The sequence below is a fragment of the Cryobacterium algoricola genome, assembly GCF_004402485.1.
In the GTDB taxonomy this organism is placed as follows: Bacteria; Actinomycetota; Actinomycetes; order Actinomycetales; family Microbacteriaceae; genus Cryobacterium; species Cryobacterium algoricola.
The window spans coordinates 103,973-130,039 of sequence record NZ_SOFG01000018.1 but is presented as its reverse complement, the minus strand read 5'-3'; the positions used below and the strand labels follow the sequence as shown (position 1 = coordinate 130,039).

Annotated in this window: 22 protein-coding genes and 1 tRNA gene; 10 read left to right on the top strand and 13 right to left on the bottom strand. The window is 70.5% G+C overall.

All coding sequences use genetic code 11. The annotated features are described in order from the left end of the window. Positions 1-104 precede the first annotated feature (104 nt). From E3O44_RS14245 to E3O44_RS14230, 4 genes are all read right to left on the bottom strand, one after another. Positions 105-917 carry a hypothetical protein gene (locus tag E3O44_RS14245; RefSeq protein ID WP_134535439.1) on the bottom strand — a complete coding sequence of 271 codons (813 nt, stop codon included), beginning with the start codon at positions 915-917 and terminating at the stop codon, positions 105-107. A gap of 182 nt (positions 918-1,099) precedes the next feature. Further along, the gene (locus E3O44_RS14240; protein ID WP_134535438.1) at positions 1,100-2,305 is read right to left on the bottom strand and encodes an acetyl-CoA acetyltransferase; all 1,206 of its coding nucleotides are present in this window, start codon (positions 2,303-2,305) and stop codon (positions 1,100-1,102) included. After that, positions 2,302-2,991, bottom strand: coding sequence for a CoA transferase subunit B (locus E3O44_RS14235; RefSeq protein ID WP_134535437.1), 690 nt, complete (start codon positions 2,989-2,991; stop codon positions 2,302-2,304). The genes E3O44_RS14240 and E3O44_RS14235 overlap by 4 nt, the downstream gene beginning before the upstream one ends. Before the next feature lie 71 nt (positions 2,992-3,062). Further along, a complete protein-coding gene (locus E3O44_RS14230) occupies positions 3,063-3,779 on the bottom strand; it encodes a CoA transferase subunit A (protein WP_134535436.1) in 717 nt (238 codons plus the stop codon). Between the two features lie 177 nt (positions 3,780-3,956). Here E3O44_RS14230 and E3O44_RS14225 point away from each other — a divergent pair, with 177 nt between their 5' ends. From E3O44_RS14225 to E3O44_RS14205, 5 genes are all read left to right on the top strand, one after another. Then, the gene (locus E3O44_RS14225) at positions 3,957-4,760 is read left to right on the top strand and encodes an IclR family transcriptional regulator (protein ID WP_134535435.1); all 804 of its coding nucleotides are present in this window, start codon (positions 3,957-3,959) and stop codon (positions 4,758-4,760) included. A 192-nt stretch (positions 4,761-4,952) separates the two neighbouring features. Continuing rightward, positions 4,953-5,507 (top strand): hypothetical protein, encoded by a 555-nt coding sequence (locus E3O44_RS14220; RefSeq protein WP_134535434.1) that lies wholly within the window; start codon positions 4,953-4,955, stop codon positions 5,505-5,507. Continuing rightward, the gene (locus E3O44_RS14215; protein WP_134535433.1) at positions 5,504-6,391 is read left to right on the top strand and encodes a hypothetical protein; all 888 of its coding nucleotides are present in this window, start codon (positions 5,504-5,506) and stop codon (positions 6,389-6,391) included. Before E3O44_RS14220 ends, E3O44_RS14215 begins: the two co-directional genes overlap by 4 nt. Continuing rightward, positions 6,378-8,159 (top strand): alpha/beta hydrolase, encoded by a 1,782-nt coding sequence (locus E3O44_RS14210; protein WP_134535432.1) that lies wholly within the window; start codon positions 6,378-6,380, stop codon positions 8,157-8,159. The genes E3O44_RS14215 and E3O44_RS14210 overlap by 14 nt, the downstream gene beginning before the upstream one ends. Positions 8,160-8,215: 56 nt before the next feature. Further along, positions 8,216-8,722 (top strand): hypothetical protein, encoded by a 507-nt coding sequence (locus tag E3O44_RS14205; RefSeq protein ID WP_134535431.1) that lies wholly within the window; start codon positions 8,216-8,218, stop codon positions 8,720-8,722. A gap of 157 nt (positions 8,723-8,879) precedes the next feature. Here E3O44_RS14205 and E3O44_RS14200 read toward each other — a convergent pair. From E3O44_RS14200 to galU, 4 genes are all read right to left on the bottom strand, one after another. Next, positions 8,880-8,952: transfer RNA gene (locus E3O44_RS14200), tRNA-Ala, on the bottom strand. A gap of 96 nt (positions 8,953-9,048) precedes the next feature. Then, positions 9,049-10,158, bottom strand: coding sequence for a hypothetical protein (locus E3O44_RS14195; protein ID WP_134535430.1), 1,110 nt, complete (start codon positions 10,156-10,158; stop codon positions 9,049-9,051). Between the two features lie 109 nt (positions 10,159-10,267). Continuing rightward, positions 10,268-10,927 (bottom strand): GNAT family N-acetyltransferase, encoded by a 660-nt coding sequence (locus tag E3O44_RS14190; RefSeq protein WP_134535429.1) that lies wholly within the window; start codon positions 10,925-10,927, stop codon positions 10,268-10,270. 54 nt (positions 10,928-10,981) lie between these two features. Continuing rightward, the gene (gene galU / locus E3O44_RS14185) at positions 10,982-11,875 is read right to left on the bottom strand and encodes a UTP--glucose-1-phosphate uridylyltransferase GalU (RefSeq protein WP_134535428.1); all 894 of its coding nucleotides are present in this window, start codon (positions 11,873-11,875) and stop codon (positions 10,982-10,984) included. A gap of 34 nt (positions 11,876-11,909) precedes the next feature. Here galU and E3O44_RS14180 point away from each other — a divergent pair, with 34 nt between their 5' ends. The 3 genes from E3O44_RS14180 (at position 11,910) to mscL (ending at position 13,421) form a co-directional block, all read left to right on the top strand. After that, positions 11,910-12,488, top strand: a complete 579-nt coding sequence (locus tag E3O44_RS14180; RefSeq protein WP_134535427.1) for a 5-formyltetrahydrofolate cyclo-ligase — start codon at positions 11,910-11,912, stop codon at positions 12,486-12,488. Between the two features lie 74 nt (positions 12,489-12,562). Further along, a complete protein-coding gene (locus E3O44_RS14175; protein WP_134535426.1) occupies positions 12,563-12,976 on the top strand; it encodes an FmdB family zinc ribbon protein in 414 nt (137 codons plus the stop codon). 10 nt (positions 12,977-12,986) lie between these two features. Next, positions 12,987-13,421 carry a large conductance mechanosensitive channel protein MscL gene (mscL, locus tag E3O44_RS14170; protein WP_134535425.1) on the top strand — a complete coding sequence of 145 codons (435 nt, stop codon included), beginning with the start codon at positions 12,987-12,989 and terminating at the stop codon, positions 13,419-13,421. A 52-nt stretch (positions 13,422-13,473) separates the two neighbouring features. On the opposite strand, the gene E3O44_RS14165 is transcribed toward mscL, so the two are convergent. After that, positions 13,474-13,755 (bottom strand): hypothetical protein, encoded by a 282-nt coding sequence (locus E3O44_RS14165; RefSeq protein WP_134535424.1) that lies wholly within the window; start codon positions 13,753-13,755, stop codon positions 13,474-13,476. A gap of 7 nt (positions 13,756-13,762) precedes the next feature. Then, positions 13,763-17,551 (bottom strand): AAA family ATPase, encoded by a 3,789-nt coding sequence (locus tag E3O44_RS14160; RefSeq protein WP_134535423.1) that lies wholly within the window; start codon positions 17,549-17,551, stop codon positions 13,763-13,765. Between the two features lie 152 nt (positions 17,552-17,703). Here E3O44_RS14160 and E3O44_RS14155 point away from each other — a divergent pair, with 152 nt between their 5' ends. Then, positions 17,704-18,696 carry an adenosine deaminase gene (locus E3O44_RS14155; RefSeq protein ID WP_134535422.1) on the top strand — a complete coding sequence of 331 codons (993 nt, stop codon included), beginning with the start codon at positions 17,704-17,706 and terminating at the stop codon, positions 18,694-18,696. A gap of 128 nt (positions 18,697-18,824) precedes the next feature. Here E3O44_RS14155 and E3O44_RS14150 read toward each other — a convergent pair whose 3' ends face one another. Continuing rightward, positions 18,825-19,841 carry a magnesium and cobalt transport protein CorA gene (locus tag E3O44_RS14150; RefSeq protein ID WP_134535421.1) on the bottom strand — a complete coding sequence of 339 codons (1,017 nt, stop codon included), beginning with the start codon at positions 19,839-19,841 and terminating at the stop codon, positions 18,825-18,827. 165 nt (positions 19,842-20,006) lie between these two features. Here E3O44_RS14150 and E3O44_RS14145 point away from each other — a divergent pair, with 165 nt between their 5' ends. Continuing rightward, a complete protein-coding gene (locus E3O44_RS14145) occupies positions 20,007-20,702 on the top strand; it encodes a 4'-phosphopantetheinyl transferase family protein (RefSeq protein WP_134535420.1) in 696 nt (231 codons plus the stop codon). On the opposite strand, the gene E3O44_RS14140 is transcribed toward E3O44_RS14145, so the two are convergent. Then, complete coding sequence (locus tag E3O44_RS14140) at positions 20,659-22,083, bottom strand: M1 family metallopeptidase (RefSeq protein ID WP_134535419.1); 1,425 nt, start codon at positions 22,081-22,083, stop codon at positions 20,659-20,661. The genes E3O44_RS14145 and E3O44_RS14140 overlap by 44 nt on opposite strands. After that, positions 22,080-26,045, bottom strand: a complete 3,966-nt coding sequence (locus E3O44_RS14135; RefSeq protein ID WP_134535418.1) for a Pls/PosA family non-ribosomal peptide synthetase — start codon at positions 26,043-26,045, stop codon at positions 22,080-22,082. Before E3O44_RS14135 ends, E3O44_RS14140 begins: the two co-directional genes overlap by 4 nt. Between the last annotated feature and the right edge of the window lie 22 nt (positions 26,046-26,067).

Below are 26,067 nucleotides of genomic sequence, written 5' to 3'. Positions count from 1 at the left end.
TTTACGCAGTTTCACTGCAGACAGGGTGCTGTCCCGCTTCGGCGGGGCGGCACCCTGTCTCGTTGACCCGTGTCGATCAGTCCGTGTCGATCAGCCCGTGTCGATCAGCCCGTGTCGATCAGAATGCGGGCGACGGCCTCGGAGCCCCGGATCTCGACGAGGAGATCCAGGATGCGGTCGACGACCGCCGTCGTCACCGACCGGCAGACCACGCTGTGGCGGCCGAGCTCGGCGAGGCCGCCGGCCCGCACCCGGATCACCTCCCAGCCGACCTCGTTCAGTGCCGCGTCCTTCTCGCGGTCGGAGACTTCCTTGAGGCCGACGTGCGCTGTGCCGTCGCGGCCCGGATCGTCGTATTCGATCGCGATCCGGAGTGCCGGAATGATGATGTCCGGCCAGACCTCCGGCTTGCCGTAGAAGGTGCGGCTGATGCGCACGGCGTTCACCCGGTGCGGCAGCCGGATGCGCTCCCCGAGCGCCGCCCGCAGCCGCTGCTCGGTCGCCGAGGTGCCGAGCCGCAGGCCGGGCTTCATGAACGGCACCCCGCCCTCGAACCGGGCCGCGGGTGCCGCGGCGTTGGCCAGGCATTTGGGGCAGCCGGGGCCGGTGAGAGCCTCGCGCACCGTGGCGGTGAACCGGGAGTGGCCACGCTCGCAGAGCCACTCGTAGACGGCACCGATGCGGGTCTCCTCCGCGAGTGCGACGCGCGCGCCCGCCGCGGCCTTGCCGATCAACTGGGCCCGGGTGCGCCGGGTTTCGCGGAGCAGGACGCAGAGCGGGCAGTCCCGCTGGAGGGTGATGCGGGCATCCGCTGCCGGGGCGCCGTGCCCGCAGCGAAACCGCACCGACGTGCCGCCCGTCGCCGTGCCGCCGCCCATCGAGCCGCCGCCTGCCGTCGGGTTGTCCGTGCCGTTCATGCCCCGCTCCCTCGTTCGAGGCCGAGGCTACCCGCCACCCCCGACACTCGGCGTCGCCCGACGCCTCGCGCGGCGCGACCTGCGCCGAGTGGCACCGAAGACGCCGAGAGTCGCCGAGAGAGCGGCGATCCTCGGCGCGAACGGCGACACTCGGCGCCCGGCGGAGGCGCGGCGGCAATGCGTCAGACGGCCTCGAGCACGCTCACGTAGTTCGCGACGCCGACGCCGCCCATGTTCTGCACGAGAGCACGGCGCGGGGCCGCGAGCTGCATGTCGCCGGCGGTTCCGGTGAGCTGCATCGCGGACACGACGTGCTGCGATACCCCGGTCGCCCCGACCGGGTGGCCCTTGGCCTTGAGTCCGCCGGAGATGTTGACCGGGAGCCTGCCGCCGCGGTACACCCAGCCTTCCTCGACCGCGCGGCGTCCCTCGCCGGGTGCGGTGAGCCCCATCGCCTCGTACATGATCAGCTCGGCGATCGTGAAGCAGTCGTGCACCTCGGCGAAGTCGAGCCCGTCAAGGCCCACGCCCGCCATCCGCAGAGCGCGTTCGAACGAGATCCGGGTCGCCGCGAACGCGGTGGGGTCGCGGCGGGCGGCGGGCAGGAAGTCGTTGGCCTGGCCGAAGCCGGTGAGCCGCACGGGATCTGTCGCGGCGCCCGACCGGCGGGAGGCCCCGGCACTCCCGCCCGTCGTGAGCACGATCGCGGCAGCACCGTCGGAGACCGGCGAGCAGTCGGTGCGGCGGAGCGGTCCGGCCACGATCGGGTTCTTCTCGGAGACCGTGCGGCAGAAGTCCTCGCCGAGGTCCTTGCGCAGCTGGGCGAAGGGGTTGTCGACGCCGTTGCGGTGGTTCTTGGCCGCGATGGAGCCGAGCACGTCGCCCACGTCGCCGTACCGCTCGGCGTATGCCTCGGCGACGACGGCGAACAGGCCCGCGAAGCCGGTCGTCGACGGCCGGCCGGCCATGTCGTAGTCGGCGCCCAGCAGGGCCGATCCGACCAGCTCGGACGAGGCATCCGTCATCTTCTCCGCGCCGATCACGAGCACGGTGCGCGCGGTGCCGGCGAGCAGCGACTTGACGCCCTGCTGGAACGCGGCAGAGCCGGAGGCGCAGGCGTTCTCGACCCGGGTGGCCGGAACGTAGGCGAGCGCGGGGTCGGTCTGCAGCGCGAGCGAGGACGCGAAGGCGAGCGGCACGAGGCCGGAGTTGAACTGGCCGAGGTAGATCTCGTCGATCTCGGCGGCGTCGACACCGGAGTTCGCGATCGCCTCCGCGGCGACCTGCACGATCAGGGTCTCGAGGGTGTCGTCGCTGAGCTTGCCGAAGCGGCTGTGCCCCCAGCCGGCGAGGAGGACGTCGGTGCCGAATTGTTCCTGAAGGCTCACAGTCGCACTGCTTTCTGGTCGGTTGCGGTATCGGTTGCGGTATCGGTTTCCGTCTCTGCGACGGCGAAGTCCGGCTCGGTGCACGCGCGGAGCGCCTCGAGGGTGACCCCGGGGGCGCGGCGGCGCAGCACGAGGCCGGCCTCGGTCACGTCGAAGACGGCGAGGTCGGAGATGATCCGGTTCACGACGCCGACCCCGGTCAGCGGGAGGCTGCACTCGGCGACGATCTTCGCGCCGCCGTCCCGCGCGATGTGCTCGGTGAGCACGACGACCCGCGGGGTGCCAGCGACGAGGTCCATCGCGCCGCCCATGCCCTTGATCATCTTGCCCGGGATCGTCCAGTTGGCGAGGTCCCCGCTGCCGGAGACCTGCATCGCGCCGAGGATGGCGACCTTGACGTGGCCGCCCCGGATCATCCCGAAGGAGGTCGCCGAGTCGAAGATCGACCCGCCGGGCAGCATCGTCACAGTCTGCTTGCCCGCGTTGATCAGGTCGGCGTCCTCCTCGCCCTCCCAGGGGAACCGGCCCATGCCGAGCAGCCCGTTCTCGCTCTGCAGCGTGACGGAAACCCCCTCCGGCAGGTTGTTGGCGACGAGCGTCGGGATCCCGATGCCGAGGTTGACGTAGTCGCCGTCGTGCAGTTCACCGGCCGCGATCGCGGCCATCTCGTCTCTGGTCCAAGCCATGGTGTGCTCCCGGGGAGTGTCGAACGGATGGGCGTGCTTCTGGTGGAGGTTCTGAGCGTGCCGCCGGCCGCTCAGGCCGGCACCGCGACCGGGCGCTCCCGCACGGTGCGCTGCTCGATCGGCTTGGTGCGGGCATCCGCCTGCACGAGGCGCTGCACGTAGACGCCGGGCGTCACGACGTCGTGCGGGTCGATCGCGCCGCGCGGCACGATCTCCTCGGCCTCGGCGATCGTGACGACACCGGCGGTCGCAACGAGCGGGTTGAAGTTTCGTGCGGTGTACCGGTAGACGAGGTTTCCCTCGGTGTCGGCGCGCCAGGCGTGCACGAGGGCGACGTCGGCGACGATGCCGCGTTCCTGCACGTAGCGGATGCCGTCGAACACCGCGTGCGGCTTGCCCTCGGCCACGAGGGTGCCGACCCCGGTCTTCGTGTAGAACGCGGGAATCCCCGCTCCCCCGGCCCTGAGGCGTTCGGCGAGGGTGCCCTGCGGGCTGAATTCGACCTCGAGCTCGCCCGCGAGGAGCTGCTCGGCGAAGAGCCGGTTCTCTCCCACGTAGGACGCGATCACCGTGCGCACCTGCCCGGTCTCGAGCAGCCGGCCGAGGCCGATGCCGTCGACGCCCATGTTGTTCGAGACGACGGTGAGGTCGCGCACACCGGATGCCCGCACCGCGTCGATCAGGTCGGCGGGGATCCCGCAGAGGCCGAAACCGCCCACCGCGAGCACGATCCCGTCGTGGAGGACGTCACCGAGCGCGTCTGCCGCGCTGGCCAGTACCTTGGACATGGTCTTCTCCTCATTGAGCATCGCCTGCGTCCACTTTGTGGATGCCTTGTCTGTCGGCCATGCTAACTGGGCCGCAGAGAACCTGTCAATCACTGTCCGTTAGGCACTTTGTTGCGCATCCACACCGTGAACAGTAGGCTCACAACTATCCACATCATGGACAATTGGAGCCGAACAATGACCACTGATCGTGCAGCCGGGCCCGGCGGTACCGTGCAGGGCGCGCAGGTCACCGCCCGGATCGCCCTCCTGCTTCGGCTCGTGGGCCGCGCTCCGGCCGGTGCCCTCATCTCCGATCTCGCGCGGGACTCCGGCCTCACCCGGCCGACCGTGCACCGTCTGCTCGCCTCGCTCGCCGCGGAGGGCCTGCTCGACCACGATGCCCTGCGGCACACCTGGCACTACGGGCCCGAGATCTTCGTGATGGGGGTCGTCGCCGCCGAGCGGTACCCGATCGAGGAGCTCGCGCGGCCGAGCCTGCGCCGCCTCGCCGAGGAGACCGGCGAGAGCGCCTTCCTCTCGATCCGCCGGGGCGCGGAGACGGTCTGCCTGCTGCGCGAGGAGGGTAGCTTCCCGATCCGGTCGTTCGTGCTGCACGAGGGCGTGCGGTTCCCGCTCGGCGTCGCCTCCGCCGGGCTCGCGATCCTCGCCTTCCTTCCGGAGGACGAGATGACGGCCCTGCTCGAGGGCTCGCTCACGGAGGCGTGGGGTCCGGCGCACACGGTGGCGGGCATCCGCTCGCACCTCGAGCAGACCCGCAGCACGGGATACGCGGTCAACCCCGGGCTGATTCTCGAGGGCAGCTGGGGCATGGGCGCCGCGATCTTCGACCGGTCCGGCCGGCCGGCCTGGGCGTTGTCCCTGACCGGGATCGAGCCGCGCTTCCGGCCGGAGCGGCAGCCGATGCTCGGCCGGCTCCTCCTCGAGGAGGCCAACCGGATCACCCAGGAGCTGCAGAAGCCCGGCCTGCCCGCGCACTAGCCCCTCACCGATCGCCACGCCACGCACCGACCCCGCGGCATCCATCGAGCGTCGCCGCCACGACGGCGATCCTCGGCGGAAACGGCGACAGTGGGCGCTACCGCACGCCACACAACGCCGGACTGATAGCGTTGCTGCAGCAGCACCGTGTTCAGTGAGCCTTGGGGGAAGGTCGAACCAATGTACGGAGACATGTCCGTGGTCGGCGCTGATGCCACCCAGTTGCGAGCGCTGGCCGACGAGGTGCGTACGAGGGCGTCGAGCCTCAGGGCCGACTCGACCGCGCTGTCCTGGAATTCCGGCGCAGCCGAGGCCTTTCGACTGCAGATGGACCTCACGGCCGCCGATCTGGGCAGCTCCGCGGCAGCGCTCGACGCCGCGGCGGCAGCGCTCGACCTGCACGCCCGCCAGGTCGGCGCCGCCAAGGCCCTGATCGCGGCGGCCGAGGCCTTTGCGGCGTCCGTCCTCGACCGGGCGATCGAGGTCGCCACGTTCACGACCGAGGTCGTGCACGAGGTCGTCGAGGGGGCCGTCAACAACGTCATGACGGTGCTGAGCTCGGTCGTCACCGGGCCCGCGCGGATCATGACGGTCCTGGTCCACCGCTTCAACGGCCAGGACATACCCGCGTCGACGGTCACGACGGCCCGCCGGATCGCCGGCGCCGTACCCAGTCGCCCGCTCCCGGGCTCGCGCGATTGGCTCGACGTCCAGAACCGCTTCCAGGCCGAAGGGTGGAACGGATGAGCGACGAGCCGCAGTTCGACGTAACCCTGACTCTCGATGAATTCCGGGTCCTCCTCGAGTGCGCCCCCGAGACGGTCCTCCCCGCCAGCCTCGCCGTCGGCGTGCTCGACGCGTCGGTCGCCTCGCAGTCCCGGCGCGACACCGCGCGGATTGCACTCGGCACCCGCAATCTGGTGGACGCCGAGTCCGCCCCGCATCCGCTTCTCGCCATGGCGCTCGCCATGCCTCTCGTGGCGGACTCGTCGATCCAGGTGCAGTCCTGGAACCCGGCGACGACGGCGTGGACCTTGGTCGCCCTGGCGGGCCGGTCGATGGCCCTGTTCACGATCGAGCTCCCCCGCTCGAGGACCGAGCCGGTCACGGATGCACTCACCGCCACGGTCGGCGAGATCACGATCACGCTCGGCCCGGTCGCTCTCGTCTCCGGCAGACTCGGCGCCCTGCTCGCGGACTCCCCGGCCGCGGCCCCCGGGTTCTCGCCGGTACGCGTCGAGATCGGCCTCGTCGAGTCCCGGTCGATCCTGGCGGCGATCCGGCGCGGGGATCACGCCCTCGTCGACCGGCTGGCCGCGCAGTTCGGCGCCGCGGCGGCCGTCCCCGTGTTGCGGTCGCTCGCCGGCACGATGGAGGCCGGCTTCCGGCTGCACTCGTTCGTCCGGCCAGGCACTCCGGTGCGCGCCCTCGAATGGTTCCAGTCCTCATCCGGCGACTGGCTCAGCATGCACCTGGCCGCCTCAGCGGATGCCGACGGCACCGTCACCCCCCAGGCCCTCGTGGACACGGGTCGCGTCCTGATCCAGCGCCAGCGTCACCGCGACATCACCGCCGAGCTCCTGAACCTGATCAGCACCGTGACGATCGGAGCGAGCCATGTCCGAGGATAAGAGCCCCTCCGCCTTCGGCGCGGCCACCGATGCCGCCGTAACGGAGACCGCCGCGGCGACGGCTCGGGCCGGCTCGGGTATCTTCGCGGCGGCGACCGGGAACGCCGACCGGACCGCGGACAGCTGGGCGCGGAACACGGCATCGGTCAGCCACGCCACCTCCTCCGCGGTCGGGTCGATGGTCGCGAGCTACGCGGACATCGAGCGGATGGTGCAGACCGTCTCCGTGCACACGGCGACAACCGCCGCCGAGGCGGCGCTGGTCCTTCGGATGCCGGCGCGTTCGGAACTCCTCGACTCGCTGATCCTGAGTCCGGCGACGGGCGCCCTCGCCGAGGCCGCGCTGTACACGGCCGTTGCCCGCCTGAACGCCAACGTCCTGGTGTCGACGGCGCTCGGCGTCGTCGCCGTCGCGATCGTCAGCACCTACCAGTGCGCGGACCAGGCACTGCAGCTGGCCGCGACGGGCCTCGGAGTCGCCGTCGACGGCACGGTGACCGCGTTCACGAACCAGGTCGACGGGGTGGTCGCGATCGGCCGCGCCGGCGTCGACCTGGCGGTCGCGTCGGTGTCCGGCGAAGTCACCGTTCTGGTGGCCGGCGCCAGGACCGTCGTTTCGGTTGCCGTTGTCGCTGCCACAGTCGATGTGGCCGTGCGCCTCGCCGTCACCTCCTTCCTCACGGGCGTCGCATCGGCTGTGGTCGGCGCCGGCTGGGACAGCGTGGCCGCCACCGCAGGCGACCTCATCGGGAACCCGTGGTTGCTCGCGTCCCCTGCGCTCTCCATTCCCCTGCTGATGGGGGCGAGTTTCTCGGAGAAGCTCACCTCGGAGCGCATTCTCGAGGGCGCGGCCGGCAGCCTGCAGGGGTACATCGGGATGCTCGGCCCATCCTTCGACGCGATGATCGGCGGCCTGATCGGTTCGTCGAGCGTCTTCGGCTGGGAGGACGACGGCGAGCTGTACACCGAATCGGTCGTTGCCGACGGCAACGACCTGGACCCTACCGACTTGTCTGAAATGAAGCGCCGCGAGCGTTTCGTCGCCGACAGCAGTCTCCCGCTGCCTGTGGAAGACGTCGTTCCGACCGATATGCAGGGACTCATCCAGAGCATGGCCCAGATCGACTATCTCGGTGATAACGATGAGGCGGTCATCCGTGTCCTCCGCACCGAGGGCAGTCCTCCGGCGTTCACGGTGATCATTCCCAGCACCCAGGTTTGGGCTCCCAATGGCGCGGTGCCCAACGACATTCTCGGGAATCTGAACGTCATGGGCGGGGACAGCGCCCTCCAGCGCCTCGTCGGCGAGGCGCTGGACCGGGAGATCGCGAAGGAGATCGCGACGCATCCGGACGCCGACTACGGTGTCGGGGAATATCCGGTCATGCTCGCCGGCTTCAGCCAGGGCGGCATCACGGCCGCCTCCTTCGCCGAGTCCAACACCCGATTCGACATCAAGCAGGTCGTCACCGTCGCGTCGCCGGTGGGCGATTTCACCGAGATTCCCGAGAAAGTCAACGTTCTCGCCTTCGAAGCACCCGGCGATGTCGTGCCGACCTTCGACGGGACACCGAACCCCACGACCGCCAACTGGGAGACTATCCGCCACGACAACACCGGAGGGGCCGCCTCCCACAACGCCCTGTTGTATTCGGCGATGGCGGCCACAGACCCGGCGCAGCCGACCCACACCAACAACATCGGCACATTCATCGGCAACGGGAAGACTCCCGTCGTCGTCGACTACTACGGCAGGAAAGCTCCGTGATCGCCACTACTCTCCCCCCACACCGGTCTCGTCGCGCTCGGGCGAGCCGGGGCGCGTTGGGGGCCCTGATCCTCGCCGGGGTCCTCGTGCTCACCGGCTGCAGCGCGTCTCGCGGCGCGAACGCGGTCGAAACAGGCGAGCGACTGCTCACCTACCCGGGCATCGCCGACACGAGCGTGCTGGTCAGCGGCTCGAAGAGCGGGTTCACAGTGAGTACTTCGGCAAGCATTACCGTGAGCCTCGCCGCCGGCTACACCGTCGCCGACGCAGACGCGTTCGTGGGCTGGGCGCTCCGAACCGGGTGGTCGGTCAACAATACAAAGCTCAATAGCGGCGTGATGGTGACCGTGCTTGATGCGAACGCCACACCGCTTTCCTGGGATCTCTGCGCAGCAGCCCTCGAGACGTTCGGGGTGGCCGCGTCCTCCGAACCCGCCATCGCCCGGGCCAACTATGAGGCGACCGGGACCGTGAGCGTGCGGGCCGACGAACTCGAAACGATCCTCGGTCCGTGGCCCGGGGACATCCCCACCTTCCCGGCCGACGCGCTCACCAGGAAGTAGCGCAACCGCCCGCTGGCCCGCACACCGAGCGGCGCGGGCCGCGGCATCCGTCGACTGTCGCCGAGGGCCCCCTTAGCGACAGAGCCCCGTTAACGACAGAGCCCCGTTAACGACAGAAGGACCGCGGCACTGGGCCACGGTCCTGCTGTCTTGCCGGTGGAGCTAAGGAGATTCGAACTCCTGACCTTCTCATTGCGAACGAGACGCGCTACCAACTGCGCCATAGCCCCCAACCGCTTATGAAGAATATCACGCGTTGGGCCTCGTGCTGAGCACACCCCGCGCTCGGCGGAATCCCGGCGCACTCCGGACGCGTCCGCGAGTGTCTAACCGGCGGCGCGGCGACGACGGAGGACGGCGTCGAGGTCGGTCATGCCCGGCTCGGTCTCGCCGACGATGCCCATCGACGCGAACCGGCTGACCGGCGCGGCGGCCTTGCCTGCGCCCCCGACTGCGACCGGCCCGGTCCTCGTGACCGACGCCGTACCCGCGTTGCTTCCGACGTTGCTGCCCAGGTTGCCGCCCGCGTTGCTGCCCTGCGCGAAGATCGTCCCGGTGTGCCGGAGCGGCGTGACCGCGACCTGCAGCTGCTCGGCGCGGCGGGCCACCTCGGCCTCCGCGGCGGCCCGGCGGAGCTGCGCGGCGGCATCCACTGAGGCCATGGCGGCCTGGGCGACCGTGCCGGGGGCGAGGTGCAGGGGCCGGGGAAGCGGCCGAGGCGTCCAGGTCTGCACGGGAACGGGGGTTTCCTCGAGCTGCACGGGTTCGAAGTCCTGCCCGACGAGCGGCCGGGATCGAGCTTCGGCGACGGCCGGCCCCGCGGCGACGGACCGGGCCCTGGCGTGCGCACTGGTGCGGGCCAGACGGTTGAGGGTGCCGAACGCGAGGAGGCCGGAGGCGGCGCCCACGGCGAGGAGGACGGCCGAGCCGCCGGTGACCAGGGTCACGAGGCCGAGGGTGAGCGCCACGAGGGCGCCGAGGAGCATGAGGGTCGCGATGGCACGAAGGCGGCGCACGCGGCGGCTCCTGGCCGCTGCGTGCCCGGCGACGGTGGCCTGGGCGGCGCGCTGGGCTGCGGCCTGCTCCGCGGCGAGGCGCAGGGCTGCTGCACGTTCCGCGGCGGCCCGGGCGGCGACCGCGCGACGGGCGGACGTCGCGGCAGCCATCACGGCCTTCGCTTCGACGCGGGCGTCCTCTTCGGCCTGCGCAAGCAGCTTCTGCTGCGTCACGACGGTGCGGGCGCTCGCCTCGAGACGCACCTCCTGCGGAATCTCGGACGTCTCCGCGAGGATGCGCATGGTTTGCTGCAGCCGAACCGCATTGCGTTCCGTGGTGAGGTACTGACGTCGTCGGGTCCAGGTCGGCATCAGATAGGCCACCCAGAGCACGGCGGCGACCCCCACCATGACTCCCCCACCCAAGACCTCGCTACTCATGCTCCCTACGGTATGAGTCCGGGGCCGTTCCGGCGCTGATTAGACGGGGTGTGTCCGACGACTCGCCGAAGAATCGGCGATTCTTTTCGCGCGAGTCGTCGTGTGGCGCTCAGTACTCGGCAACCCCGAGCGGATGCGCGGCCGCGGCCCGGTCGGCCGGGGTCACCGCCGCGGCGTCGACGGGAGCCGCCCCGTCACGCCAGCGGCGCAGCACGCCCTGGCGCACTTCCTCGGCCACGAGGGCGAAGCAGAAGTGGTCACGCCAGTCGCCGTTGATGTGGATGTAGCGACGGCGCAGACCCTCGTAGCGGAAGCCGAGCTTCTCGACGACCCGGAGGGAGGGACCGTTCTCCGGCCGGATGCAGATCTCCATCCGGTGCAGCCCGAGCTGCCCGAAACAGTAGTCGGTCGCGAGGGCAACGGCGATCGGGGTGATCGAACGACCGGCGAACTCCTCGGCGACCCAGTACCCGATCGTCGCGCTCGACAGCGAACCCCAGCTGATCGACGAGACGTTGAGCTGTCCGGCCAGCTGGCCCTGGAATTCGATCACGAACGGCAGGCCGTTCCCCGTGCGCGAGTGCGCGAGCAGGCTGCGGATGCTCGCCCGGGTGTCGAACGACATCGGCGCGTACGGGCTGGTCGCCTCCCAGGCGCGCAACCAGCCGCGGTTCTCCATCAGGGACCGCTCGAGGTTCTTGTCATCGCGCAGCCGGATGGGACGCAACGTCACATCACCGTCGAAAAGCGTCGGAATCGCGATCGCCACAGCCTGCCTGTCTACTCGGATTCAACTGGTGTTCCCCCACTGTAGTCACCCGGATCAGCTGAGGGTGGCGGCGAATCCCTTGAGCCACGGACGCAGGTCCGGACCGAGATCGTCCCGGTCGACGGCGAGCTGCACGATGGCCTTGATGTAGTCGAGCCGGTCGCCGGTGTCATAACGGCGGCCGCGGAAGATGACGCCGTAGACGCCGCCCGTGCTCTCGGGGTTCGCGGCCATTTCCTGCAGGGCGTCGGTCAGCTGGATCTCGTTGCCCTTGCCCGGCTCGGTGTGCTCGAGCACGCCGAAGACCGAGGGACGCAGCACATACCGGCCGATGATGGCGAGGTTCGACGGGGCATCCGCTTCTGCGGGCTTCTCGACCAGGCCGGTGATGCGCACAACGTCGGGGTCATCGGTCGGTTCGACGGCGGCGCAGCCGTAGAGGTGGATCTGCGAGGGCTCCACCTCCATGAGCGCGATGACGCTCGTGTTGCGCTCGACCTGCTCGGTGAGCATCTTCTCGAGCAGCGGGTCGCGGGCGTCGATGATGTCGTCGCCGAGGAGCACGGCGAAGGCCTCGTTGCCGACGTGCATCTTCGCGCGGAGCACGGCGTGGCCGAGGCCGAGCGGGTCCCCCTGGCGCACGTAGTGGATGTCGGCGAGGTCGGTCGCGAACTGCACCTTGGCGAGGCGGTCCTTGTCGCCCTTCTGGATCAGCACGTCCTCGAGCTCGGTCATCCGGTCGAAGTGGTTCTCCAGTGCGTTCTTGTTGCGCCCGGTGATCATCAGAACGTCGTTTAGCCCGGCGGCGACGGCCTCTTCGACGACGTACTGGATCGCCGGTTTGTCGACGACGGGGAGCATTTCCTTCGGCATTGCTTTCGTGGCCGGAAGGAAGCGAGTTCCCAGACCAGCGACGGGAATGACGGCTTTCGTGATGCGAGTACCCATGGCCCCTACGTTATCGGCATCTAGGATGACTTATATGGACTCCGAGATCGTTCACCGAAAGCGGGCGCTCCGCGCCGAACTGCGTGAGCGTCGGCAGAACATGACTTCTGTCGAGACGGATGCCGCCACCGCGGGCTTCACCGCGAACCTGCAGAGCATCGTGCTCGACCTCAGTGCGCGCTCCATCTCGTGCTACCTCTCGGCCAGGAACGAACCCAATACCCGGCCGTTCGTGAACTGGGCCGAGGCCCAGGGCATCCGGGTGCTCTTCCCGGTCTCCCGTGACGACGGCCTGCTCGACTGGACCGTCGGCGAGGACCAGACGGAGTTCCCCGGAGTCTCCGGGATGCCGGAGCCCGCGGGCAGTCTGCTCGGGCCGATCGCGATCAACGACGTCGACCTGATCATCGTCCCCGCCGCCGCCGTCGACGCGACCGGGCTGCGCATGGGCTGGGGTCGCGGCTACTACGACAAGACGCTCGGGTCGATGGAGAAATGCCCCCCGGTCTACGCCGTAGTCTTCGACAACGAGTACGTCGACTCCGTTCCGCGTGAAGTGCACGACCAGCCCGTCGACGGCCTGGTCACGCCCACGCGCATCATCACCTTCTAATCCATCCACCCTCAATTTCACCTATTTCAATCGGGGATCCCGGCGCGCGCCGGGTTCCCACAGCCGGAGTTTCAGTGCCTACCTATTCCTACCGTTGCACCGAGTGCGACACCGCGTTCGACATCCAGCAAGCCTTCACCGACGACACGCTGACCGTCTGCCCGAAGTGCGGCGGCAAGCTGCGCAAGGTGTTCTCCTCAATCGGCGTGAGCTTCACCGGATCGGGCTTCTACCAGAACGACTCCCGCTCGGACGCGAAGGCGGCCCTGCAGGCACACCCGAAGAAGCACGCGAAGTCGCACGCGGACACCGCCTCACACGGCGACACGGGTTCGGACAAGCCCAAGAAGGCCGAGAAGGCGGAGAAGAAGCCGTCCGGGTCCTCCGAGAAGTCGGGCGGGGCATCCGCCGGCTCGTCGTCGTCATCCTCACCTTCGTCATCAAGCACCCCGTCAACCACGAGCGCGGCATCGCCCGCGAAATCTTAGGAGAATCCCCATGATCCAGGGCTTCAAGGAATTCATCATGCGCGGCAACGTGATCGAACTCGCGGTCGCGGTCGTCATCGGCGCGGCGTTCACGGCCGTCGTCAACGCCATCGTCACCGGCATCTTCAACCCGCTGATCGCGGCGATCTTCAAGTCCGACAGCCTCGCCAATTCCATGGTCGTCACCCTGCCGGGGGATGCGAAACTGTCCTTCGGCCTCGTGCTCGCGGCGATCATCAATTTCCTCCTCGTCGCCGCCGTCGTGTACTTCGTGTTCGTGATGCCGCTCAACAAACTCAAGGAGGCGCAGGAGCGCCGCCGTGCGGCCGGTCTGCCGCCGAAGGACGCCACCATTCCCGCGACCGAGCTCGACCTGCTCACCCAGATCCGTGACCTCCTCGCCGCGGACGCCGCCAAGCCCGGCTCCGGTCAGTCCCCGAGGTAGCTCTCCGGCCGTGCCGGCACGCACGCACGCGACGGCGGATGCCGGGCGCGGGTCACCAGTGCGGCGGGCGGTCCTGACGCAGCTGGGCCTCGTTCGCGCTCCGTGACGGCTCGGTTCCGGCAACGTGCGGTGCGACGCCGCCCTCTTCGCGCAGGACCGGCGGATGCGGATTCGGATCGGTGTCCGGCGCAGGCGTCAGGCGCGCCCGGCGGGCTCCGCCGCGGGCCTTCACGACCGACTGGCGCGGCGCGGCCTCGGGATCTGCAGGGTCGAGTCCGTGGGACCGGTCCGCGGCGCTCTGCGGAGTCTCGAGCCAGTCGTCCGTGTCTCTCACGACACACTCACGCGAGCGGGTGCTGCGCAGCCGGCGGGGTCGTGCCCGTGACGCCGACGAGGCCGGCGACGCGGGTGGCGACGGCGTCCGGGTTGCTGAAGAGTTCAAAGGAGTGCACCCGCAGGTAGTGCCAGCCGAGTCGTCGCAGCACCTCGGGCCGGAGCCTCAGGGACTCGCGCAGACTCGCCCGGTCGACGACGGCATCCGTTTCAACGACGACGGCGCGACCGGCGTGCGAACCGGCGAGGGCGAGCTTGCCGCGGTGGCCGAGCGTCACGGTGAGACCGAGGCGTTCGAGGCGCTGGGCGAGGTCGACGAGCATCGGCTCGGTGGCATCGGGAACCTGGGCCTCGTTATGCCTGGCCTCGGTCTCGGTGAGCACCTGGGCGAGGGCGAGGATGCCGTGGCGCTGGCGGTCCTCGTCGATGTCGGCGGGGCGGAAGCAGGAGACGATGTCCATGGCGCGGCGGGCGCGGGTCATGCCGATCGCGAGCAGGCGGTCGCCGCCGGGTTCGCCGAGCGAGCCGAAGTTGGTCAGCAGGCGCCCGTGCGGGGTGCGTCCGTAGCCGATCGAGAAGATCACCCGGTCGCGGCTCTGCGCGACGGCCTGCTCGAGGGTGAGCACGGTGAACGGTTCGGCCCGGTCCTTGAGGATGAAGTCGGCCAGGTCGGTGCGCTTCGAGAACGCGGACAGCACGGCCTGATGCACGCGCACGGCGTGGCGGGCGCTCGCGGTGATCACCATGAGAGACTCGCGCGGGCGCTTGACGGCGTGGTCCATCACGAGGTCGACGACCTTGGACACCTCGGCGTCGACACTCTCGACGGCTCCGCTGTCGGCATCGGGCATGCCGTGGCCGCCCGCGACGTAGTTCAGGGTGAGGCTGCCGTGGCCGAGGTAGCTGCCCGCCCACGGGAGCGAGTCGATGCGGCCGCCGTAGAAGCGGTGGTTGACGAGTTCGGTGAGGTCCTCGCCGCCGGCCCGGTAGCTGCGGGTCAAGGTGAGGGTGGGCAGCAGTTCGCCGAGGCGCGCGAGGGCGGAGTCCGCGTGCAGGGCGTCGACATTCGTCTCGCGCTCGGCCCGGTCGGCGAGGCTGACGCGACTGACGCGCGCGTTCGCGTTCGTGCCGCCGCCGGCATCCGTGATGCCGGTCTCGAACGGGGACGGCGTCTGGGTGACGGGGTCGCCGAAGGCCACGATCTGCTTGCCGCGGCGGATCGCGCCGACGTTCTCGGCGAGGGTCGTCGCGCCGGCGTCGACGAGGAGCACGGCGTCGAAGTGCTGGTCGTCGAGCTTGGAGACCTCGTACGGCGAGGCGAGCCAGACCGGTGCGAGCACGCGGCCGAGGTGCGGGGCCGCCTTGTTCAGTCGGCTCGGGGTCGCGCGGTCTGCGCGCAGCAGGCGGCGGAGGCGGTCGGCCTCCTCCGGCCAGTCGACGATGCCGATCTTCCAGGTTTCGGCGAGGAGCCAGCCGAGGCGCTGCCCGGTCGTGGATGCGTGTGCCTCGTCGACGAGACGGAAGTCGGCCTCGAGCCGGTCGAGCACCTGGGTGTTCGCGTTGAGGAGCGCCTTGTCCGCGCCGAGCATGGACTCGAGCACGGACTGCCACCAGGCGAGCTCGAGCTCGTTGGCGACGTTCTCCTCGGAGACGTGCCGCTTGGCGAGGTCGGTCATCAGCGGGTCGAGGTTGTGTTCGCGCAGCGTCGCGAGCAGCGCGGTGCGCTCGTGCAGGTTTGCGAGCACCTCGCTCTCGGCGGCGAGGCCGGAGATCGTGTAGATGAGCTCCTTGACGGGCCGCATGGCGAGCTGACGGTTGGTTCCGGTGTTGCGCAGCGGGATGTCGAGGGCCGCGAGGTCCTCGGAGACGCGCTGGTACGCGACGTGCACATCGGAGATCCCGACCGGCACCTCGGGCATCACGCCCGCGACGACGTAGCGCTGCCACAGGGTGCGCTGCTGCTGGATCCGCCGGAGGCTGTCGTTCAGGTCAGTGACGTGCACGCCCGGCCGCAGGTATTCCTCGGCGAGGCGGCGCAGGCGACGGCGGCTGGTCCCGGTCATGTCCGGCGAGTCGCGGCGGGCGGACGTCGCCGAAATCAGTTCGGTGAGCGAGCGATCGAAAACGGCGGGCTGGAACTTGTCGAGGGTGTCGCGGATGTCGAGCAGCAGCCGCAGGTAGACGCCGAGCTCTGCGATGGTCTCGAAGGGCCGCAGCCGGGTCTGGCCGACGAGGCCGGCGGCACGCTCGAGCAGGCGAGGCAGCTCGACCTGGTTGACCCGCTTGGCGAGCTGATGCGCAGCGGATGCCTCGGCCGGCACAGCGAAGGACGCCCCGTACCAGGGCGAGTCGCCTGGCCCGTAGCGGAACTGGCCGAGCGCGGCCGCCTTGATCAGCGTCTGCGCCGCGGTCGCCCGGTTCTGGGCGAGGCGTTCGAGCGCATGCCGTTCGAGCCGGGCGGTCGTCGAGGGCGGGGAGGACAACTGGGCGAGTCTCGCGAGTTCGCCGAGGGCGTCGAGCACGGAGACGCCGAGGGCCGGGTCGCGCCGGGTGAGGGCGCCGCGGTAGTCGAGCAACACCTTGCGGAGGCGCACGAGGGCGTCGTCGACGTCACCGACCATCGGCTGGACGGCCTTCTCGTTGCGGGTGATCGAGGCGATCAGGTCGCGGCGCAGCAGCCGCGGGGTGACGGCGACGCCGGGGAGGCCGACCTGAGTGAGGCGCTGGTTGATGCCGTCGAGGCTCGAGCGGCGGGCGCTCACGACGAGCACGCGCTTGTGCTGGGAGATCAGGGAACCGATCGCGTTGACGATCGTCTGGGTGCCGCCGGTGCCGGGCAGGGTCTTGACGACGAGGGAGTTACCTGCCGCGATCTGCGCGACGACGTTCTCCTGTTCGGGGTCCGCGTCGAGCAGCAGCACGTCGGTCGCGGGCGGTCGGGAGTCCTGCCCGATCGGGACGACGGGGTTGTACGCGCCCTCGATGGCCTGGCGGGCGCTGGGGTTCCCCGCGATCGCGTCGAGCAGCGGATGCTCGAGGTGCGCGGCATCCGCTTTCATGGCCCGGCCGACGTCGGCGAAGGAGGAGGCGACGAGGCGCGGGGTGACGTTGAACCAGGGCAGGTGCGAGGTGAGGCCGCGGAGCCGGTCGATGACGGGCTGCGGCTTGAAGGCGCCGTTGGTCACGGCGAGCGCGACGAAGGCGTCGGCGTCGAGGGTGATCTGGAACTGTTCGTGCAGGGCACGGCCGAGTTCGGGGTTCAGGAACGGCTGACCCTTGAGCTTGAGCTCGAAGTCACGGCCGTAACGGCGGATCGCGAGCGGGCGGAGCAGGACGGGGCCGAGGAAATCGACGTCGCCGAAACGCCATTCGGCGAGGCCGATGCCGAGGTGCACCGATTCGATGCCGCGCATGGAGCGCAGTTCGATGCCCTTCTGGGTGATCTCGCCGGCCGCGAGGCGGGCGTTGCGCAGCGCGAGCTCGTCGCGGATGAGGTTGGAGAGCAGGGTGGACTTACCGATGATGAACTGCGGGAGCCCTCCGGGGTGGGCCTGGCTCAGTTCGATGCGGGTGCGCGGCTCGTCGGCGAAGTGCAGCAGCGGGGAGCGCCCGCCGATCTCGGCGAGTTCGCTGCGCCACCGGTTCCAGACCGGCTCGGCGATGTTTCCCGCGACGACCGAGGGATCCCCGAGGCTCACGGTCTGCGGGGAGACCGCGTTCCGCGGCTCACCTGACGGAGCATCCGGGTTTTCCGACAGGATGTCGTCGTCATCTTGTTTTCTATCGAGGCGCCACACACCGATACCCTAAGTCCGGAAAACGCCGTTCTGCGGCAGGCTCCCCGGGTTTTGCGGGGATTGACGGCAAAACCCGCGGATTTGTCGGCTTTGCCGCACTCCCGGAGAAAACCTGGTGATTCGGAGCCGACCGGGCTTGCGAGAATGGGGCAATGAAACTCCCCCTGGTCGAACTCCACCTGCACATCGAGGGCACCCTCGAACCGGAGCTCATCTTCGAGCTGGCCGAACGCAACGGCGTCGCCGTGCCGTGGGCCACGCTGGCGGAGTTGCGTGCGCAATACGAGTTCACCGATCTGCAATCCTTCCTCAATCTGTACTACCACAACCTCGACGTGCTGCGCCAAGCCGCCGATTTCACGGACCTGACCCGCGCCTACCTGGCCCGCGCCGCTGACGCGGGCGTGCGGCACGCCGAGATCTTCTTCGACCCGCAGGCGCACACGAGCCGCGGCATCCCGTTGCTGACCGCGCTCGGCGGGGTGGCGGATGCCCTCGGCACCTCGGTCGCAGACTTCGGCATCTCGACGAAGCTGATCGTGACGTTCCTGCGCGACCGCCCGGCGGAGGAGGCGCTGCAGCTCCTCGGCGAGATCCTCGCGAGCGGCCACACGATCGACGGCGTCGGGCTCGACTCCGCGGAGGTCGGCTACCCGCCGGAACTGTTCGAGGAGGTCTTCGCGCTCGCCGCGGCGAACGGGCTGCGCCGGGTCGCGCACGCCGGAGAGGAGGGCCCGCCCGAGTACGTCTGGAGCGCGCTGGACCGGCTCGGTGTCGAGCGGATCGACCACGGCATCCGCAGCCTCGAGGATGCCGCGCTCGTCGAACGCCTCGTGCGCGAGCGGGTGCCGCTCACGGTCTGCCCGTTCTCGAACGTGCGACTGCGTGCGATCGACACGCTCGCCGACCACCCGATCGTGCGGATGCTCGACCTCGGCCTGCTCGCGACGATCAACTCCGACGACCCCGCGTACTTCGGCGGCTACATCGACGACAACCTCGCGGCGCTCGACGCCGAGTTCGACCTCGGACCGGACCGGCTCGCCCTGCTCGCCCGGAACGGGATCGAAGCCTCGTTCCTCGAACCGGCCGAGAAGGCCGCGCTGTACGTCGACGTCGACGCCTGGCGCGCCGCGCAGCCCTAGCCCGGAGCCCCGCCCCCGCCCGCGGTGGCCTCTGCGCAGCTCCCCCACGACCCCCGAGAGATACTTTTCCGGTCGAGAGTGCCCGGTACGCGGGTAACTCTCGACCGGAAAGGTGCAGCTGGGCGCGGCTAGAGCCAGTTGTTCTTCTTGAAGACGCGCCAGAGCACGAAGCCGCCCGCAACCATCAGGCCCAGCGCGAAGGGGTAGCCGTACTCCCAGTGCAGCTCCGGCATGTTCTCGAAGTTCATGCCGTAGACGGTGCCGACGAGGGTGGGCGCGAACAGGATCGCCGCCCAGCTCGAGATCTTCTTGACCTCTTCGCTCTGCGCGAGGCTCGTCTCGGACAGCCGCCGGGTCTCGTCGTTCTGCCGCTGGGTGACGAGCGTCGAGTGCACGATGAGCGCGTTGTCGAGGATCTGCCGGAAAGTCGCGCCGCGCTCGTTGATCCGGAGCACATGGTCGAGCACGTCGTCGAGGTGGTGGTGCAGCTCGGCCTCCACGTTGTACTTCGCGAAGCCGCGCTTGAGCGCCTCGAGCATCCCGATCAGCGGCTGGGTCGCCCGCTGGAACTCGATCACCTCGCGCGACAGGTCGTAGATGCGCCGGGCGACCTCGGGGTCGCCGTCGAAGATCTCGTCCTCGATCTCGTCGATGTCGTTCTCGAGGCCGGCGATCACGGGTGCGTACTCGTCGACGAGCTGGTCGAAAATCGCGTAGAGCACCGCCTCGGGCCCGAGGGCGAGGAGCCTCGGCGTCGACTCCATCCGCGCGCGAACCTTCGCGAGGTCGGGCGATTCGGCATGGCGGATGGTCACGACGAAGTCAGGTCCGACGAAGACGTGCAACTCGCCGAACTCGACCCGCTCCTCGGCGTCGATGTACCGGGCCGGCCGCAGCACCACGAAGAGGATGTCGTCGAACCGTTCGAGCTTGGACCGCTGGTGGCCTTTCAGCGCGTCCTCGACCGAGAGGTGGTGCAGCTGGAACTCCGACGCGATGGAGCGCACTTCGGTCTCTTCCGGCCGGTACATGCCGATCCAGGCGAAGCCGCCGCACTCGGTCAGTGTCGCATAGGTCTCATCGAGGGAGGCCGGCGTCGCGAGGCGTCGTCCGTCTACGTAAACCGCGTTGTCAATCAGTGTCATGGCGTGCTCCTCGAGTGCAGCTACCAGTGTCGCACTCCCCCGGTGTCGTGCCGGGTGTGTCGAATTCAGGAGTTGAGCCTCGAAATGCCCGAAATCCGGCCGGAAAGCGGCACTACGGGCGCGACCTCCTGAATTCGGAACAGGGGGCGCGGCTAGGTTGGAGTCGTGATCGATCGGGGTGCTGGCGAGGTGGTCGTGCTCGTCGCGCCCCGCGGGCAGACGGATGCCGCCGACCGCGCACTCCTGGCGGCGACGGCCGCCGAGGTACTCGGCCTCGATCCCGCGAGCGTGCGCGTCTTCCGCCGCTGCCCGCACTGCGGGAGCACCGAGCACGGCGTCCCCTCCCTCGAGACAGCGGCACCCGGGTCCGCGCCGCACCCCGCCGTGCACCTCAGCCTGAGCCGCGCGGTCGACCAGGTCGCCGTCGCCGTGAGTTTCGCCGGGCCTGTCGGCGTCGACATCGAGAGTGTGGATGCCGTCACCCGCTCCCCCGTGGCCGATGTCCTCCTCTCACCCCGCGAGCGGGCGGCGGCTTCGCCACCGAACGGCCTGGAACTCGCCGGGATCTGGTGCGCGAAGGAGGCGATCCTGAAGTCCACCGGCGACGGCCTCCGCGTCGACCCGCGCGACCTCACCCTCGCCCGCCGCCGGGAACCGGGTTTCGGCCCGGCGCTCCACTCCTGGCCGGGAGCCGGCGTCCCCCTGGCCGGCATCCTGCTCGCAAGCTTCGACCCCGGCCCCGGCCTCGTCGGCCGAGTCGCCGTCCTCACCCACCCCGGCACCCAGCCCACCCTCCGGCTGCCGGACACCCCCGACATCAGAGTTTGGGGAGGGCGGTCCGGTAGATCCAGCGGTCGATGATGCGGCGGATCTCTTCGCTTCCGGTGTGGATCGAGACGAACTCGACGAAGGCATCCGTCGAGACGAGGCCGTGCCGGTTGGCGCGGGTCCAGGCGCGGAGGGTGTCGAAGAAGACGTCGTCGCCGAGGGAGCGCCGCACGGCGTGCAGCGCGAGCGCGCCGCGCTTGTAGACCCGGTCGTCGAACATGTCGTGCGGGCCGGGGTCGCCGACGAGGAGGTCCTGCGGCTGTGCCTCGAGCCGGCCGCGGTGGTACACCGCGCTCTGCTCCGCGGTGCGTCCGCCGGCGTGTTCGCCCCAGATCCACTCCGCGTAGCAGGCGAAGCCCTCCTGCAACCAGATGTCGCGCCACGCGGCGGCGGTGAGGCTGTTGCCGAACCACTGGTGCGCGAGTTCGTGCGCGATCAGGCGATCGCTGCCGTGGTTGCCGTCGACGTGGTTGCGGCCGAACACGGCGAGGCCGTGCGCCTCGAGCGGGATCTCGAGCACGTCATCCGTCACGACGACCGAGTACCCGGGGAACGGGTACGGGCCGAAGGCAGCGCTGAACACCGAGACCATCTCGCCGAGCCTGCCGAAGTCGACGCCCACGTTGTGCGCGAGGTTCGACGGGAAGTGCAGCGTGACCGGCACCGGGGCGGGGCCGCCCGCCGCGACCGGCGCGAGCGCGAGCGGACGGTACCGTCCGATCATCACGGAGGCGAGGTAGGTCGCCATCGGCTCGACAACCTCGAAGGTCCACCGGGTGTGGCCGGAGCGGGTCGATTTACCGGTGAGCGTGCCGTTCGAGACGACGGTGTACGGCGCCTCGCAGCTCACCGCGATCCGGTACGTCGCCTTGTTGCTCGGGTGGTCGTTGCACGGGAACCACGACGCGGCCCCGCACGGCTGCCCCGCGACGAGCACGCCGTCGAGCAGTTCCTCCCAGCCGACCTCTCCCCAGATGCTGCGCAGCGGATGCGGCGCCCCGCGATACCGCACGGCGATCTCGAACCGTTCCCCGGCTTCCATCGTCGTCAGCGGGGTCACCACGAGCTTGCGGCCGGTGTGCACGAATTTGCGCGGCCGGGCGCCGTTGACCGTGAGCCGGTCGACGCTCAGCCCGTCGAAGTCGAGGCTGAACCGGTCCAGGCGCATCGTCGCGACGAGGGTGATCGTCGCGGTCGCGCGCAGTTGGTTGGTCGCCACCCGGTAGTCGAGGTCGAGGTCGTAGTGCAGCGCCCGGTAGCCGCCGTTGCCCGCGCCGATCAGGTACGGGTCGCCGGCCGAGCCGGAGCCGATCGTCGACGGCAGGTTGAGCGCGACCTTGCCGGACGAGTCGGAGGAGCCCTTGCCTGCGGAGCCCTTTTCGGCGCCAGTCTTCCCACCGGTCTGCGGACTCATGGTGTCCACGGTAGCCTGCGCCAGGGCGCGATCGGGTTCCCCGACCAGACCGACCCGGCAGGCACTCGTTCGCCGCGCATCACGAGCGAGGCGGGGCCGACGGTCGCGCCGGCATCCACCGATGCGGCGGGCAGGATCACGCTGTGCGGGCCGAGGGTCGCGCCCTCGGCGAGCGCTACCCGGTCGAGCTGCATGATCCGGTCGTGGAAGAGGTGCGTCTGCACGACGCAGCCGCGGTTCACGGTGACCCCGTCGCCGAGAGATACGAGGTCGGCTTCCGGCAGCCAGTACGTCTCGCACCAAACTCCGCGGCCCACCCTGGCCCCGATCGTGCGCAGGAACACCGACAGGGCCGGGGTCCCCGCGGCCTTCGCCGCGAACCACGGCCGGGCGACCATTTCGACGAAGGTGTCCGACACCTCGTTGCGCCAGATGAACGACGACCAGAGCGGATGCTCGCTCACGGAGATCCGCCCGACGAGCGCCCACTTGGCGAGGCTCGTCACGGCCGCGGCGACCGCACCGGCCGCGAGCAGCACGATCCCGCCGAGCAGGATCGCCCAGCCCAGGCCGAGGCCGATCCAGAGCCCGTCGAGCGCGGCGAGCACGCAGAGGGCGATCAGCCCGGTCACGATGACGGGCACGATCCGGAGCACCTCCCAGATGGCCCGGGCCGCGCGGAGGCGGGCGGGCGGGCGGAACGTGCGCGCCTCATCGACGTCCGTCACGAGCCGCCGGAGTCGCTCCGGCGGGTTGCCGAGCCACGAGGACCCGCGCTTGGCCTTGCGCGGCGCGGAGGAGAGCACGGCGACGAGCCCGTTGCGCGGCACCGTGCGGCCGGCGCCGGCCATGCCGCTGTTGCCGAGGAAGGCGCGACGGCCGACCTTGGCCGGGCCGATGTGCATCCAGCCGCCGCCGAGTTCGTAACACGCGACCATCGTGTCGTCGGCGAGGAACGCGGCGGGCGCGATCGTCGTGAGTGCGGGGATGAGCAGCACCGTCGATGCCTCGACGCCGGCGCCGACCTTCGCGCCGAGCAGGCGGAGCCAGACCGGGGTGAGCAGGCTCGCGTACACGGGGAAGAGCAGGGTGCGGGCGCCGTCGAGGATGCGTTCGGTCATCCAGACCTGCCAGCCGAACCGGCCGCGCACCGGGTAGTAGCCCTCGCGGAGCCCGACCCCGAGGGCGCGGACGGCGAGGACGACGAGCAAGGCGTAGACGAGCCCCGCGCCGACGACCGCGAGCGGCATCACGAGCGCCGCCCGGCCGAGCGCCACACCGAGGGTGCCGGCGTCGCCGATCGCGGCGCCGACGATGAGTGCGGCGAGGATCACCGCGATCGCGGGCATCGCGGTCATGCCGAGGGCGCCGAGGGCGTAAGCGATCAGCCAGCGCCGGCCCCGTGGCGGATGATCGGCCGGCCAGGCTCCGCGGGCGGCCCCGACCCGGGTGGCGGGCGAACCGGCCCACCGTTCGCCCTCGGGCACGTGCCCAGACACGGCGGCGCCCGGCTCGATGATGGCGCCCTCGCCGATCACCGCACCGCCGAGGAGGGTGCTGCGGGCGCCGATCGTGGCGCCGGCCCCGATCTTCACCCGGCCGATGCGGAGCACGTCCCCGTCGATCCAGTACCCGGACAGGTCGGTTTCGGGTTCGATCGCGGCCCGCTCGCCGATGGACAGCATCCCGGTGACCGGGGGCAGCGAGTGCAGGTCGACGCCCGGTTCGATGCGGGCGCCGAGAGCCCTGGCGTAGTAGCTGATCCAGGGTGCTCCGGCGAGGCTCACGGCGTCGACGAGCAGGGACACCTGTTCGGCGAGCCAGAGCCGCAGGTGCACCGATCCCGCGCGCGGGTACGCGCCGGGTGTCACGCCCCGGAGCAGCAGCCGGGCGGCGAGCACCGAGAGCGCCATCTTGCCCGGCGGGGTGACGAACACCAGGAAGCCGAGCAGGATCCACCACCAGGACAGCGTCGGCGCGAAGGGTGCTCCGGCCGCCGCGAGCAGGTTGTTCGCCGCCGCGAGGTAGACGAGCCAACGGGCGCCGACGAGGGCGTGCAGCGGCACGCCGAGCAGGGTCTGCAGCACCTGGCTGCGCAGCGGAACGGGGAGCACAGCGCGGGCGGCGGTCGCGGCGGCCGGGGTGCGGGAATCGAGCTCGTCGGCGAGTGCGCCGATCCGCGGGTGGTCGTAGATGTCGTTGACCCGGGTGTCCGGGTACCTTTCCCGGAGTGCGGAGACGAACTGGGCGGCGGTGAGCGAGCCGCCCCCGTGGGCGAAGAAGTCGGCGTCCGGCCCCTCGACGGTGGACCCGAGGATGGCGGCCCACTTCTCGGCGAGCCAGGCCGCCGTCGGCGAGAGCCGGCCGGCATCCGTGTCGTCGCCGGTCGCCGGGAGCGGCCACGGCAGCGCGGCCTTGTCGACCTTGCCGGAGACGCGGGTGGGCAGCTCAGCGACGACGTGCAGCAGCGGCACGAGCGCGGCGGGCAGTTCCTCGCGCAGCCGCAGGGTGGCAGCGCCGCGGTCGAGAGCGGATGCCCCGTCGGCGAGCGCGAGATAGCCCACGAGCACCTGGTTCCCCGCCGGCGTCCGCTGCACCACCGCGGCGGCCCCTGCGACGCCCGGCAGGGTGCGGAGCGCGGCCTCGATCTCGCCGAGTTCGATCCGGCGACCGCCGAGCTTGACCTGGTCGTCGGCGCGGCCGGCGAAGACGAGCCCGGCGGCCTCGAAGCGCACGAGGTCGCCGCTGCGGTACGCCCGCGGCCAGCCGAGGCCGGTGTGCGGGGCGTACTTCTCGGCGTCCTTGGCCGGATCGAGGTAGCGGGCGAGGCCCACTCCCCCGATGATGAGTTCCCCGGTCTCGCCCTCGGCGACGCGGGCGCCCGCGGCATCGACGACGGCGAGGTCCCAGCCGTCCAGGGGCAGTCCGATCCGGATCGGCGTGCTGCCGTCGAGCGGCGCCGCGCACGCGACGACGGTCGCCTCGGTCGGCCCGTACGTGTTCCACACCTCGCGGCCGCGGGCCTGCAGCCGCGCGGCGAGTTCGGGCGGGCAGGCCTCGCCGCCGAAGATGAGCAGGCGCACCCGCTCGAGGGCGTCCTCCGGCCAGAGGGCGGCGAGGGTCGGTACCGTCGACACGACGGTGATGCCGTGCGCGATGAGCCAGGGTCCGAGGTCGACGCCGCTGCGCACGAGAGAACGCGGTGCGGAGACGAGGCAGGCGCCGTTGCGCCAGGCCAGCCACATCTCCTCGCACGAGGCATCGAACGCGACAGAGAGCCCCGCGAGCACCCGGTCGGCGGGGCCGATCGGGTCCGCCCGCAGGAACAACCCGGCCTCGGCGTCGACGAACGCCGCCGCCGAGCGGTGCGAGACCGCGACGCCCTTGGGCACCCCCGTCGATCCGGAGGTGAAGATCACCCAGGCGTCGTCGCTGCCCCTGGGCAGGGTGCGGTGCGTGTGGGCGAGAGTCAGGTCGTCGTCGGGCGGCAGCATCCGCTGCCCCAGCATGGCGCCGTCGACGGCCGACCGGAACGCGAACGCGCCGCCCTCGCCGATCACGCCGACGACGCGGGCCTCGCTGAAGACGAGCTGGGCGCGTTCCTCCGGATCGTCGGCGTCGACGGGCACATAGGCGGCGCCCACGCGCAGGGTCGCGAGGATGGAGACGTAGAGGTCCCGGGTGCCGGAGGGGATCCGGATGCCGACGGTGTCGCCGCGGCGCACCCCGGCCTGGCTGAGTGCGAGGGCCTGCTCGTTGACGAGGTGCTGCAACTGCCGGTAGTTGACGGTGCCGACCTGGTCCTCGAGCGCGAGCGCACCCGGGTGCAGCGCCGCCGTCGCGAACAGGATGTCGATGAGGGTGCGGGGCTCCGCGGTGCGGGACCCCGCCTCGAGCACGGCCTGGGCCGCCGCCGGAGATTCGGCCTGGCCGGTGCCCTGCGGGACGGGGTTCTGGGTCACGCTCGCTCCTCCGCTCGGGCTG